Source organism: Agarivorans litoreus (assembly GCF_019649015.1).
Taxonomy (GTDB): domain Bacteria; phylum Pseudomonadota; class Gammaproteobacteria; order Enterobacterales; family Celerinatantimonadaceae; genus Agarivorans; species Agarivorans litoreus.
Window position 1 is genome coordinate 709,652 of the sequence record NZ_BLPI01000001.1, and the last position, 13,203, is coordinate 722,854.

13 protein-coding genes and 7 tRNA genes are annotated in these 13,203 nt (G+C 45.2%); 16 read left to right on the forward strand and 4 right to left on the reverse strand.

Annotated elements, in window-relative coordinates:
• Positions 1-108 precede the first annotated feature (108 nt).
• Entirely contained in the window at positions 109-528 is a 420-nt protein-coding gene (locus tag K5L93_RS03235; RefSeq protein WP_220718454.1) for a hypothetical protein, read from the reverse strand.
• A 322-nt stretch (positions 529-850) separates the two neighbouring features.
• Between K5L93_RS03235 and K5L93_RS03240 the strand changes: the two genes are divergently transcribed.
• The 11 genes from K5L93_RS03240 to K5L93_RS03290 all read left to right on the forward strand — a co-directional run bounded on the left by K5L93_RS03240 (position 851) and on the right by K5L93_RS03290 (position 5,545).
• Positions 851-1,111 (forward strand): ATP-binding cassette domain-containing protein, encoded by a 261-nt coding sequence (locus tag K5L93_RS03240; protein ID WP_220718455.1) that lies wholly within the window; start codon positions 851-853, stop codon positions 1,109-1,111.
• Positions 1,112-1,870: 759 nt separating this feature from the next.
• Complete coding sequence (locus K5L93_RS03245; protein ID WP_220718456.1) at positions 1,871-2,494, forward strand: 50S ribosomal protein L25/general stress protein Ctc; 624 nt, start codon at positions 1,871-1,873, stop codon at positions 2,492-2,494.
• Positions 2,494-3,084 carry an aminoacyl-tRNA hydrolase gene (gene pth / locus K5L93_RS03250; protein WP_220718457.1) on the forward strand — a complete coding sequence of 197 codons (591 nt, stop codon included), beginning with the start codon at positions 2,494-2,496 and terminating at the stop codon, positions 3,082-3,084. The genes K5L93_RS03245 and pth overlap by 1 nt, the downstream gene beginning before the upstream one ends.
• A gap of 25 nt (positions 3,085-3,109) precedes the next feature.
• Positions 3,110-4,201, forward strand: a complete 1,092-nt coding sequence (ychF, locus tag K5L93_RS03255) for a redox-regulated ATPase YchF (protein ID WP_220718458.1) — start codon at positions 3,110-3,112, stop codon at positions 4,199-4,201.
• Positions 4,202-4,598: 397 nt separating this feature from the next.
• Positions 4,599-4,675 (forward strand) — tRNA-Met (locus K5L93_RS03260).
• 35 nt (positions 4,676-4,710) lie between these two features.
• Positions 4,711-4,795 (forward strand) — tRNA-Leu (locus K5L93_RS03265).
• A gap of 37 nt (positions 4,796-4,832) precedes the next feature.
• A tRNA-Gln gene (locus tag K5L93_RS03270) sits at positions 4,833-4,907 on the forward strand.
• A 123-nt stretch (positions 4,908-5,030) separates the two neighbouring features.
• A tRNA-Gln gene (locus K5L93_RS03275) sits at positions 5,031-5,105 on the forward strand.
• A gap of 143 nt (positions 5,106-5,248) precedes the next feature.
• Positions 5,249-5,325: transfer RNA gene (locus K5L93_RS03280), tRNA-Met, on the forward strand.
• Between the two features lie 22 nt (positions 5,326-5,347).
• Positions 5,348-5,432: transfer RNA gene (locus K5L93_RS03285), tRNA-Leu, on the forward strand.
• A gap of 38 nt (positions 5,433-5,470) precedes the next feature.
• A tRNA-Gln gene (locus K5L93_RS03290) sits at positions 5,471-5,545 on the forward strand.
• Between the two features lie 108 nt (positions 5,546-5,653).
• Here the strand turns inward: K5L93_RS03290 and K5L93_RS03295 are convergent.
• Positions 5,654-6,811 (reverse strand): FAD-dependent monooxygenase, encoded by a 1,158-nt coding sequence (locus K5L93_RS03295; protein ID WP_220721432.1) that lies wholly within the window; start codon positions 6,809-6,811, stop codon positions 5,654-5,656.
• Positions 6,798-7,067, reverse strand: coding sequence for a hypothetical protein (locus K5L93_RS03300; RefSeq protein ID WP_220721565.1), 270 nt, complete (start codon positions 7,065-7,067; stop codon positions 6,798-6,800). Before K5L93_RS03300 ends, K5L93_RS03295 begins: the two co-directional genes overlap by 14 nt.
• Here K5L93_RS03300 and miaB point away from each other — a divergent pair.
• The 5 genes from miaB to lnt are packed head-to-tail and all read left to right on the forward strand — an operon-like array spanning position 7,029 to position 12,500.
• Entirely contained in the window at positions 7,029-8,456 is a 1,428-nt protein-coding gene (gene miaB, locus K5L93_RS03305; RefSeq protein WP_220721433.1) for a tRNA (N6-isopentenyl adenosine(37)-C2)-methylthiotransferase MiaB, read from the forward strand. The genes K5L93_RS03300 and miaB overlap by 39 nt on opposite strands.
• Positions 8,457-8,513: 57 nt before the next feature.
• Positions 8,514-9,575 (forward strand): PhoH family protein, encoded by a 1,062-nt coding sequence (locus tag K5L93_RS03310; protein WP_220718459.1) that lies wholly within the window; start codon positions 8,514-8,516, stop codon positions 9,573-9,575.
• A gap of 2 nt (positions 9,576-9,577) precedes the next feature.
• Complete coding sequence (gene ybeY / locus K5L93_RS03315; RefSeq protein ID WP_220718460.1) at positions 9,578-10,024, forward strand: rRNA maturation RNase YbeY; 447 nt, start codon at positions 9,578-9,580, stop codon at positions 10,022-10,024.
• A gap of 37 nt (positions 10,025-10,061) precedes the next feature.
• Complete coding sequence (gene corC / locus K5L93_RS03320) at positions 10,062-10,946, forward strand: CNNM family magnesium/cobalt transport protein CorC (RefSeq protein ID WP_220718461.1); 885 nt, start codon at positions 10,062-10,064, stop codon at positions 10,944-10,946.
• A complete protein-coding gene (gene lnt / locus K5L93_RS03325; protein WP_220718462.1) occupies positions 10,947-12,500 on the forward strand; it encodes an apolipoprotein N-acyltransferase in 1,554 nt (517 codons plus the stop codon). It abuts the gene before it with no gap.
• A 43-nt stretch (positions 12,501-12,543) separates the two neighbouring features.
• Here lnt and K5L93_RS03330 read toward each other — a convergent pair whose 3' ends face one another.
• Positions 12,544-13,038, reverse strand: coding sequence for a zinc ribbon-containing protein (locus K5L93_RS03330; protein ID WP_220718463.1), 495 nt, complete (start codon positions 13,036-13,038; stop codon positions 12,544-12,546).
• Positions 13,039-13,203 lie beyond the last annotated feature (165 nt).

A 13,203-nucleotide genomic window follows, 5' to 3' on the forward strand; every position in this document is an offset into this window, starting at 1 on the left:
AAATCAGCGCAGCCCAACCAACACAGCAATGCATAAGCATGTTTTACAAATGCAACATTGGTGGGGCGTACGAGTTATAAAGGCTCAGACAGGGCTGAGCGAAGAGAATTAACTAGGGCGAGAGTGTTTCTGAGAATAAAGAGTATTTGCGTCTTTCCAGCAGGAAATACGTGAAGAGCAACTGCTAGCGTGGCTAGTCCAATGAAGCTGGCTGGCTGGCGGTCGCTGGGCTTTAGTTGCTAAGGCTAATAATGGCGGCGTTAAAAATGCAATCAACAAAACGTATTCAGGAGCAGCACCCTGATCAGCACGATTATCGTTACTCATTACTCGTCGAGACGATGACAAAAAGTAACCGGCAGAAAGGCTATTTAAGTAGGGTTCTTGCTCATCGGAAAGAGGCTCAGGCAAATAAAGCAAATCAACAGCCCCTAATACACTGGCTTCTTCTAGCTGGGCTTGCCCCCCTTTATACCAGGAGGTATCAGCAACTGGGCACTCGTTAGCGCTCGCAGTGTAAGAACACACTGAGAAAATGCACGCAATGAGAAGGAAGTACCAAGATTTTTTCAATTATCTTTTTATCTAAAATAAGCCAGCGCGTATCATAGCGCTTTTGGCTCATCCCTGCCCAACTTTAAATCAATAAAAGTACCTAAAACCTGGCTATTTGCGCAAAAAACTAGCCCAATAAGCCCAAGCAGCGTTTCCGCGAGCATCATTACACCACGAATCATTAACATCGCTGATTATTTTGCCACAAATAAGTCACCCAACTGACATGTCAAGATAAGCTAACTATCGCATTACAAGCCTAAGTAACTGCCCGCCACAATGGCAGGATCCGGTAATGAACAATCAAGTAATCACAGTCAAGCAGTTGAACAAACACTTTGAAAACAACCACGCCCTAAAAAGCGTAGTTCTAAGTGTTCCGCAAGGTGAAATGGTGGCATTACTTGGACCGTTAGGCTCAGGAAAATCAACGCTATTACGCCTCTTAAATGGCTTGGTCAACACTGACAAGAACAGTAAAGGCTATATCGAAGCTCTTGGCATGCCAGTGCAACGCGATGGTAAGTTTTGCAACATGTTTTGGTTGACACACTAAGCGTCAATCTTAGCTTACATAACCTTACTGGTTGCCTTACCGTTGAGCACATTGGCTGCGTGAAGCGCGTTAGCCTTAAGTAATTTGCTTTACAGCGCGTATCAACACTATCTGGCAGACAATAGCAACGAGCGGCGATTGCTCGCACCCTAAGGCAACTCGCCAAAATCATTTTAGCCGATGCCCAATTGCTTCCTTAGACCCCGCTCGTCGCGCAGCGTGATGGAATAGCTACCGACATCAATAGACTAGAAGGGATCGCAGCGGTGCCAAATTGACTACGCCAAACGTTATTGCCCACCTGTCGTAGCGCTAAAACGTGGCAAAGTATTTTACGAAGGATTTAGCTAGTAATTAAATGAAGCCAAACTCGTAGCGTTATACGCCTCCAAACTCAACTAAAACCAGCGAAAACCAAGTAGAGCCTCACCAGCTTAAGGCTTTACTCTAGTGTTCCCCGTTAACTAATGACGATTACCTTTGGTAGTGCCTTCTGCACAAGCTGACTATCGTGGTTTAACAATCAGACCGCAAAAGTACTCTGAAAGGTTCATTGCTTTATAAACTGCAACCCAGCCGCAGCGTGGTACTGTGAATTACCACGCTTTTTTATTGGCTTTCAAAAACGTCAATGGTAGAATGCCGCGCCTTTTGAATTGAAGTGGCCAAGTGTTACTCACTTTAGCGCTGATTCAGCGAGGTACTGGTTAGAGTTTGGTCGCGAAACTTTAGCCTCATTTTATTATTTGGAGAATTACAATGTCTGACATTAAACTTGACGCTGAACTGCGTACAGACCTAGGGAAAGGTGCGAGCCGCCGCCTACGTCACGCAGAGAAAGTTCCTGCTATCGTTTACGGTGCTGGTCAACAACCTGTATCAATCACTCTTGAGCAACGTCACGTGATGAAAGCTCAGGAAGCTGAAGCGTTTTACTCAAGCATCATTACTTTAAATGTAGCTGGTGAAGCTGTAGACGTATTAGTAAAAGACATGCAGCGTCATGCATATAAGCCACGTGTTCAACACATCGATTTTCAACGTGTTGATAACACCAAAGCTATCCATAAAGCTGTACCTCTGCACTTCTTAAACGAAACTACCGCAGAAGCAGTTAAAAACGGTGGTAAAGTACATCACTTAGCTACTGAGATCGAAGTTAGCTGTCTAGCTAAAGATCTACCTGAGTACATTGAAGTGGACGTAGCTAACTTAGAACTAGGTAGCTCACTGCACCTTTCAGATATCGTTCTACCTGAAGGCGTTACCTCTGTTGAGTTAGCTAAAGGTGAAGATCACGACCAAGCAGTAGTATCTATTACTACTCCTAAGGGTACATCTGAAGAAGCTTCTGATTCTGAAGAAGAAGCTACTGAAGAATAGTGATAAACGATATTCGTTTACTCGTGGGCCTGGGTAATCCAGGCCCCGAATATGCAGCCACCCGCCATAACGCTGGCGCATGGTTAGTCACTCAGCTAGCCAACAATCATCACGTCCAACTAAAACCAGATAGCAAACATTTCGGATTAACCGGCCGCATTCAAATGGCGGGTCAAGAAATGCGTTTGTTAATTCCTACAACGTTTATGAATCTTAGTGGCAAGTCTGTCGCTTCTTTAGCCAAATTCTATCGCATTGAACTTGAGCAGATTATGGTTGCTCATGATGAACTCGATTTACCACCTGGCGTTGCTCGCTTTAAAAAAGGTGGTGGGCATGGCGGCCACAATGGCCTACGCGATATCATCAGCAAATTTGGCAACAATAAAGACTTTCATCGTTTACGGATAGGTATTGGACACCCCGGTCACAAAGATCGCGTTTCTGGTTTCGTTCTAGGCAAAGCGCCTCAAAACGAACAACAACTGATTGATGATGCAATTGATGAGGCGGTACGTTGTACCGATGTATTGCTTAAAGATGGTTTAAGCAAAGCAATGAATCGATTACACAGTTACAAAGCGGGCTAAGCCCCTTACACAAATAGGTATTATTATGGGATTTAAATGTGGCATCGTTGGTTTGCCAAACGTAGGCAAGTCGACCCTTTTTAACGCTCTGACGCAAGCCGGCATTGAAGCTGCTAACTTTCCATTTTGTACTATTGAGCCAAACACCGGCGTAGTACCGGTTCCTGATGAGCGCCTAGACGCCCTAGCAGCCATTGTTAACCCACAGCGTATTCTTCCAACCACCATGGAATTTGTGGACATTGCAGGTTTGGTTGCCGGCGCGTCTAAAGGTGAAGGCTTAGGTAATAAATTCTTAGCTAATATTCGTGAAACCGACGCGATTGGCCATGTTGTTCGTTGTTTTGAAAACGACAACATCGTTCACGTATCTGGCAAGGTTGATCCTGCAGAAGACATCGACACCATTAACACCGAGTTAGCACTGGCTGATTTAGATACCTGTGAAAAAGCGCAAATTCGAGTTGCTAAGAAAGCCAAAGGTGGCGATAAAGATGCCAAATTTGAAGCAGAAGTATTAGTAAAAGTACAAGCGCATTTAGAAGCTGACTTAATGCTACGTAGCTTAGAGCTAAGCAAAGAAGAAAAAGCAGCCATTGCTTACATGAACTTCTTAACTGCTAAGCCAACCATGTACATTGCAAACGTAAATGACGATGGTTTCGAGAACAATCCTTACTTAGACAAAGTGAAAGAGATTGCAGCGAGCGAAAACGCTGTAGTAGTAGCCGTTTGTGCTGAAATTGAAGGCGAAATTGCCGAGCTAGATGCCGAAGAAAAAGCCGAATTCATGGAAGAAATGGGCCTAGAAGAACCTGGTCTAAACCGGGTAATTCGCGCAGGTTACGAACTACTAGACTTACAAACCTACTTTACAGCGGGTGTAAAAGAAGTTCGCGCTTGGACCGTACCCGTTGGTGCTACAGGCCCGCAAGCAGCCGGTAAAATCCATACTGATTTTGAGAAAGGGTATATTCGTGCAGAAGTGGTTGGTTACGACGACTACATTGAGCACCAAGGTGAAGCTGGCGCAAAAACAGCCGGTAAATGGCGCCAAGAAGGTAAAACTTACGTAGTAAAAGACGGTGATGTGATTCACTTCTTATTTAACGTATAAACCTTATCTGCAAATCCAAAAAGCCAACGTTAAGTTGGCTTTTTTTGTATCTGCAATTCAGGTTTAGCTAAAACGCTTTTAACGGTTTAACCTCTACTCACACCAAATTAAGCTCTAAACAAAAGCGTTACAGCATCTCCAAAATATAGTTTTAGACTTATTTACTCTATTATTAGCAACAGTTTGTTAGCGCGTCTTAAAAACCTATTAAGCCAAAGCGAGCAAGTAACAGTCAATTGCGCACAAAGCAAACAGCAGAAATGAGCAAACTAAGTACATCGCGTACACAAACTGCGCAAACAAACTTTTTTGCCGTTTTTTGGCAAAAAAACGGTTGACGCTGTTGGGTCTCATCAGCATAATACGCCCCGTTCTCAACGCAAAGCGTAGAAAACAAGGCTATGTAGCTCAGCTGGTTAGAGCACAGCACTCATAATGCTGGGGTCGCAGGTTCAAGTCCCGCCATAGCCACCATTACTGTATACTGCTAAAGTTACAGTAAGAAATTTGCGGAAGTGGCGGAATTGGTAGACGCGCTAGATTTAGGTTCTAGTATCGCAAGGTGTGAGAGTTCAAGTCTCTCCTTCCGCACCATTCTTCTTTTAAGAAGAAACCAATAGTAAGACCCTGCAGGGATATCGCCAAGCGGTAAGGCAGCGGCTTTTGATGCCGCCATTCGTTGGTTCAAATCCAGCTATCCCTGCCACATTTTAAGGCTTGAGTTTAGTAACTTGAGTTAAGCAGCAAGAAGCATGATTCTTGGTTGCAGTCTAAAGCTTAGGGCTTAGACACTCGAAACATCGGTAAGCTTGTTTCGAAAAGTTTCTGCAGGGATATCGCCAAGCGGTAAGGCAGCGGCTTTTGATGCCGCCATTCGTTGGTTCAAATCCAGCTATCCCTGCCACTTTTATTGTGCTCAGGTTTACCTGAGAATGCAGTAACTGAATAGGGCAATGTGCCCAGGTAAGACAGTAAAAGCTATGTTGTTGACTAGTATTTGCTTGCCCTGCCGATAAATTTGTAAGTTCACATTGTGAAATTGCAGATGGCTATGTAGCTCAGCTGGTTAGAGCACAGCACTCATAATGCTGGGGTCGCAGGTTCAAGTCCCGCCATAGCCACCATTAGTTTTAAGAAGTATTTCGTGCGGAAGTGGCGGAATTGGTAGACGCGCTAGATTTAGGTTCTAGTATCGCAAGGTGTGAGAGTTCAAGTCTCTCCTTCCGCACCATTCTTCTCTAATGAAGAATCCAGTTCAAAGAGTTTTGTAGGGATATCGCCAAGCGGTAAGGCAGCGGCTTTTGATGCCGCCATTCGTTGGTTCAAATCCAGCTATCCCTGCCACCTTAAAAGGCCTGCTTTTTAGCAGGCCTTTTTTTCTTTCTGCCTTTCAAACAATAAAAAAACCTGCTTAAAGCAGGCTCATTCAATGTTAGCGAATAAACAATAGCGCTACTGCAAATCTCCTAAAGCATATTTAAGTGCCCAGTCTTTTACTGGACCAGCTTGTTGCACGCTTTTAATTGCAAGCTTTCGAATGGCCTGCAGCGGCGGCAAACTGTTAGAGAACATTAAGTAAAACAAATCCATGCCGCTTTGCATAAGGTGATTATCGGGCTTTCGGCGTACTTCAAAGCGACGTAATGCCTTTTCTTTATCCGCCATGTCATAGCGCTCGAACTGTTCCAACAAGCACTTCACGTCGCGGTAACCAAGGTTTACCCCCTGCCCTGCTAATGGGTTAATAGTATGAGCGGCATCGCCAATCACCACTGCGCTATGTTTTACATAACGCTCTACGTGGCGTCGAGTTAACGGAAAACTGGCGCTATCTAGTATTTCAATATCACCCGGTAAAGCTGGAAACTCTGATTCTATGCGTTGCTTTAGCTGCGCTTTATTAAGTTGCTTGAGGCCTTGAATAGTGGCTTTAGCGTCATACCAAATAAGGGCAGCATGTTGATCTGCCAGTGGTAGCAAAGCTCGTGGGCCAGTGGGATAAAACTGTTGCCAAGTAGCCGTTTGCTGAGGCGCATCTAACTTAACGTTAATGGCAAAGCAATCATGGCGATAATCCCAAGCGCTAATGCCTAAACCTAACTGCTGGCGCATTTGAGAGTTTGCGCCGTCTGCTACTACCATCAAGCCTGCACTCACCGCATTCCCATCAACATTAAGCTCTACACCTTGCGCGGTATTACTAACTAGTTGTACTTGCTTAACGATATTACGTGTTACGCCTACTTGCTCGTTGGCTTGCCATAAGCCTAATTGGATAATGCGATTTTCTAGCATAAAACCTAACTCGGGCAAATCGAGTTGGGCTGAATCAAAAATCAGCTTGTCTTTGGGGTCTTCCCACACTTGCAGTTGTTGGTAGGGGCACAAGCGCATAGCGCTAATATGCGACCAAGCTTGCAAGTGCTTAAGCAAATTAACGCTGGCTTGGCTTATTGCACTTACGCGCAAGTCTATTGGCTGATTAGTGTCAAAAGCTTTGGGCTCAAAAGACTCCAACATCAATACCGATAAGCCCTGCAAGGCAAAACCTTGCGCACTAGCCGCCCCAATCATGCCGCCGCCAATTACCACAACATCAAATTTTTTCATGGTATTTAAATTTGTTCTCACTATTTTCTGCAGTGTAACCTGAAGCGATAAATGGATGCGAATCTTGAAATAAAAATTTGAGCGGCAAAGCCAACACAAAAGCACGCGGATGTTTTTTGACCTTTTTCTGGTAAACACCGTTATTGTTACTAGCAAGGCTTGCTATAAACCAGTAAAATACGCCTCCTTTTTTAACGATGTAATGATGAGTAAAACGATGGGAAATAAGCTGCATATAAAAACTTGGGGCTGCCAAATGAACGAGTACGATTCCTCGAAAATGGCCGACCTACTCGATGCAACCCATGGTTTTCAGCTTACTGAAGAAGCTGACGATGCCGACGTACTGTTGCTAAACACTTGTTCTATTCGCGAAAAAGCGCAGGAAAAAGTATTTCACCAGTTAGGTCGCTGGAAAACTCTCAAGAGTAAAAAGCCAAACTTAGTGATTGGTGTAGGCGGCTGTGTAGCGTCACAAGAAGGTAAAGCCATTCGTGAGCGCGCGCCTTACGTAGATATTGTGTTTGGTCCGCAAACCCTGCACCGCTTGCCGGAAATGATCAAACAAGTGAAAGGCGGCGAGAAATCGGTAGTAGATGTAAGCTTCCCAGAAATTGAAAAGTTTGACCGTTTACCAGAGCCTCGAGCCGAAGGCGCTACTGCTTTTGTGTCAATTATGGAAGGCTGTAGTAAATATTGTACCTTCTGCGTTGTGCCATATACTCGTGGCGAAGAAGTAAGCCGTCCGCTTGACGATGTTCTATACGAAATTGCCTCGTTAGCCGAACAAGGGGTACGTGAAGTAAACCTGCTAGGACAAAACGTTAATGCCTACCGCGGCCTTACTCACGACGACAATATTTGTACTTTTGCCGAACTACTACGTTACGTTGCTAGCATTAATGGCATCGACCGTATTCGCTTTACTACTAGCCACCCTATCGAATTTACCGACGATATTGTTGAGGTTTACGCCGATACCCCTGAACTAGTTAGCTTTTTGCATCTACCGGTGCAAAGTGGTGCCGACCGCATTCTTAACTTAATGAAACGTGGCCACACTGCCATTGAGTACAAATCAATTATTCGCAAGCTACGTAAAGCGCGCCCAGACATCGAAATTAGCTCAGACTTCATTGTTGGCTACCCAGGCGAAACCCAAGAAGATTTTGCCGATACCATGAAGCTTATCGAGCAAGTTAACTTTGATATGAGCTTTAGCTTTGTTTACAGCGCACGCCCAGGTACGCCAGCGGCAGACTTACCAGACGATGTAAGTGAAGAAGAAAAGAAACAACGCCTATATATTTTACAAGAGCGCATTAATCAACAAGCGATGCAAGTTAGCCGCCGTATGCTAGATACCGAGCAACGCATTTTGGTTGAAGGCCCCTCGAAGAAAAACCCAATGGAACTGCGTGGCCGTACCGAAAATAACCGCGTAGTGAACTTTGAAGGCAGCCATGACGTAATAGGTCAATTCGTTGATGTGAAAATTGTTGATGTGTTTGCTCACTCTTTACGTGGTGAATTGCTAAGAACAGAACAACAAATGGAGTTGCGTAATGACGTTGCCCCTGCCACTATTATCGACAAAACCGATGGGCAAGCTGACCACCTAGGTGTGGCGAGCTTTACGCCTTAGTCGCCGATACGCTTTTAAGGAGTTGAGGCTGGCTACCATAGCCAGCCCGAAAACAATTTGAGTAATAAAATCAATTCTATTGAAATACATCTAGAGCCAGCCTCTAGCCCTCGCCTTGCCCAACTTTGCGGCCCACTTGATGATAACTTAAAGCAACTTGAACGCCGTTTAGGTGTAGAAATTAGTTACCGCAGTAACAACTTTCAAATTACTGGCCGCCATGGCATGTGTTTGATTGCCGGTAGCATTTTGCGTTCGCTATATGTTGAAACCGCGCCTTTAAAAGGTGGCGATATTCCAGAGCTAAGCCCAGAAAAAGTCCACTTAGCGATTCAAGAGAGCCACGCGCTCGAGCAAGACGAAGAAAATACTCAGCACTACGGTAAAGAATTAAACATTAAAACCAAACGGGGTGTTATTAAGCCGCGTACACCAAACCAAGCAAGCTATATTGGTAACATGCTTGGCCACGACGTCACCTTTGGTATTGGCCCAGCAGGTACCGGTAAAACCTATTTAGCAGTAGCCTGTGCGGTAGATGCTTTAGAACGCCAAGAAGTACGCCGTATTTTGCTTACTCGCCCAGCGGTAGAAGCCGGTGAAAAGCTAGGCTTTTTACCCGGTGACTTAAGCCAAAAGGTCGACCCTTACCTACGCCCACTTTACGATGCCCTATTTGAAATGCTTGGCTTTGAAAAAGTAGAGCGCCTAATAGAACGCAATGTTATTGAAGTTGCTCCTTTGGCTTACATGCGTGGCCGTACTTTAAATGATGCCTACATCATTCTCGATGAAAGCCAGAATACCACGGTAGAGCAAATGAAAATGTTCTTAACCCGTATAGGCTTTAATTCGCGTGCGGTGATTACCGGTGATATCACTCAAATTGATTTGCCACGCCATCAAAAATCTGGCCTACGCCATGCAATTGAAGTACTGAGTGAGGTGCCAGCGCTAAGCTTTAATTTCTTCCAAGCCGCTGACGTTGTTCGTCATCCTATTGTCGCCGCCATTGTAGAAGCTTACGAAGAGCAAGATGAGCGTGACCGCATTGCCGAAGAAAAACAAAAGCAACGCCGCGAAGCTGCGCAAAAACTTAACCAAAGTGGCGGAGAATAAACATGGCAGTTGTTGATTTACAAATCGCCACGGGCGATCAAGAAAACCTGCCAAGCATCAGTGCATTTGAAGCGTGGTTGCATGCAACGTTGGTAGAACAAGATCATGATAGCGAAATTACCGTTCGGATAGTTGACGAAGCCGAAAGCCAAGCGTTAAATTCGCAATACCGTAATAAAGATAAGCCAACCAACGTGTTATCGTTTCCTTTTGAAGCACCTCCTGGTGTCTCGCTGCCGCTTTTGGGTGACTTAGTCATCTGTCGCCAAGTAGTAGAACGTGAAGCCGAAGAACAGGGAAAACCGGTGTTTGATCACTGGGCACACATGGTTGTACATGGAAGCCTTCATCTGCTAGGTTATGATCATATCGAGGATCAAGAAGCAGAAGAAATGGAAGCACTAGAAATCGCAGTGCTTACAAAATTGGGTATTAGTAATCCTTACTAATACCTGTTGAATAACTAACTAGGTAAAAAAGAAAGATATGAGCGACGACAACCCTCACTCTAGCAACGGTTCTGCTAAGAAAGGCTGGATAGACAAAATTGTTCAGCTGGTACAAGGAGAGCCGAAAAGCAAAGAGGAATTGGTAGAAGTAATACAAGACGCCAATCAACGAGAACTGATCGACCAAAATACCCGAGAGATGATTGAAGGTGTGCTTGATGTATCAAGCCAACGTGTAAGAGACATCATGATCCCTCGCTCGCAAATGGTAACCTTAGACGTTAGCCAAACCATTGCACAGATTTTACCCACGCTAACCGAAGCGCGACACTCTCGCTTTCCGGTTATCAACGAAGACAAAGACCACATTGAAGGCGTACTTCTCGCCAAGGATCTACTCAAGTTCGCTTTTACCGAAGAAGCATCAACCACGCCCCTTAGCGAAGTTATTCGCCCAGCAGTTGTAGTGCCAGAAAGTAAGCGCATCGACAAACTGCTCAAAGAGTTTCGCAGCGAGCGCTACCACATGGCTATTGTAGTTGATGAGTTTGGCGGCGTATCTGGTCTGGTAACCATTGAAGACATACTCGAAATTATTGTGGGTGATATCGAAGACGAGTTTGCTAACGAAGAAGCCCTACAAGATGATATTCGCCGCATTAATGATAAAACCTTTGCGGTAAATGCCCTCACAGACATCGAAGATTTTAACCAATACTTTGCTTGCGAATTTAGCGACGAAGAAGTGGATACGGTTGGTGGAATGGTGACTCATGCCTTTGGCCATTTACCAGGCCGGGGGGAATCAATAGAAATTGAGGGCTACCACTTTAAGGTTCGCACCGCCGACCGCCGCCGTTTAGTGCAGCTACAGGTGAGCATCCCGGAAGAAAAAGCCTTGCAATTAAGCATTCAAGAATAAATGAAACAAGTATTAACACCGCGGCTACGTTTGTTAGCCGCTTTTGTTTGTGGCCTTATCGCCCCCTTCGCCTTTGCTCCCTATGGCCTTTGGCCACTGATGCCTCTCTCATTATTGGGTTTATTGCTACTGTTAAAGCCAGAGCAGTCGGGCTTTAAACTGGGCTTTTGTTATGGCTTAGGCTGGTTTGGCTATGGCATTCACTGGGTGCACGTAAGCATGGCCGAGTTTGGCGGCATGCCTTTGATAGTTAGCCTTGCACTTATGGCGCTATTGGTTGCCTACCTTGCCCTATACCCTGCCTTTTCCTGTTGGCTTGCCAACAAATGGCAAGGGCCGCGCCGGCTTACATTTTTCTTACTGTGGTTTCCGGCCTGCTGGTTACTAGGTGAATGGCTGCGCAGCTGGGTATTAACTGGCTTTCCTTGGTTGCAACCTGGTTACAGTCAAATAGATTCGCCATTATCAACGATTGCACCAGTGTTTGGTCTTTATGGGGTTACTTGGCTAGTGTTGTTAATTGCAGCATCAGCTGCACTTATCTTGGTTAACAAGGGAAAGGTTCGCAGGGTCGCTTGCCTAACAATTGCCTTACCGCTGGTACTGGGATTAACCTTTAAAGGTCTAAGCTGGACCCAAGCTCAGGACTCACTAAAAGTTGCATTGGTACAAGGCAATGTGCCTCTAGATATAAAATGGTTACCACAACATCGTGCAGCAAGCCTTGTTATGTACCAACAAGAAACCGCCGCGATAGAAGATGCCGATGTAATAGTCTGGCCCGAATCCGCTATCGCAGCCTTAGAATATGAAGTCATTGATTTCTTGCATGACTTAGACGGTCAATTACTTAATAAACAACAAGCCTTAATCACTGGTGTAATTGCTCACGATTTACAAAACAACCAGTATTACAACGCGCTAATAACACTGGGTCAGCAAACGGAAGAAGCAGGGGCAAGCTCTGCGTATTACTACGAAAACCCTAATCGCTACTATAAAAATCACTTATTGCCGATAGGTGAGTTTGTGCCTTTTGAGCAATTGCTGCGCCCTTTAGCGCCGTTTTTCAATTTGCCAATGTCTTCGTTTAATCGCGGCGATACCATGCAGCCGAACTTGGAAGTAAAAGGACATCAATGGCTAGCAGCAATTTGCTATGAAATCGCCTTTGGTGAATTGCTAAGACCTCAATTTACGCCAGAGACCGACGCGATTATAACGGTCAGCAACGATGCGTGGTTTGGCTCCTCTATTGGGCCTCAACAGCATTTAGAGATTGCCCAAATGCGCGCCTTAGAATTTGGCCGACCAGTAGTGCGCTCCACCAATACTGGGGTAACCGCAATAATCGACCGCTTTGGCAATATTCAGCAGCGTGCGCCGGAATACCAACAGCTAACGCTCACCGATGAAGTTACCCCTGCTACCGGTATAACACCTTATCAGCGCTTTGGCCTATGGCCTGTCGCGTTAATCGTGTTACTTGGTTTAGCCTCTGGCTTGGTACAACGGATCCGCCAGCGAAAGCTGCAACCTGCTGCCAACTATTAAACTAAGCATCAAAGCGCTGTTTTTATAAGCGCTTAGAGTTACCTCAAGCCTGCTGCTCGCTAATAGGATGACGATAAAATCGCTTACCTTGGCAATGTTCGCAGCTACTAATAATGGTTGGGTGCCACAGTGCGGTTTTATCACCACATTCAGCGCATTCTATCACTCCTAAACCAATTAACTCGCCGCTTTGATACACGCCTTGATGTTGCAGATCACCAATCAACTCATGCCACTCTACTTGGCTTTGGTCACTTAACTTAGCTAACCAATACCAAATACTTTCTTTAAGCAGTGCCATACTGGGGCTTTCTTCATAAGCGCGTTGGTAATCGGTTTTCCAGTCGCTTAAATCTCGGCGAACGTAGTTAGCAATAAGCTGCCATTCGTCTTGGCTTAAATCACTAGCAGCTTGTAAATACTCTTGCGTGGTATCAATGAGCTTAGACAACTCCTCTTGACCCACTTCCCCACTTTCTTGAATGCGTTTTTCAAGGTCTTCCACAAAGGCTTGATAGGCTTTTACTCGCTTTGGCATAACTCACCCTCAGTCTAAAGTGCATTTACATTATTAAGCATAGACCTTTTGTTTCACTGCAAATGTGCGCTAGCTATTGTTGTCGGCAGGCGGACTCGGTATCCTATGCGGATCGAGTATGGTAGCAATAGGCTGCCTAATCCAAATTTGGTTCATTCTGGAAGA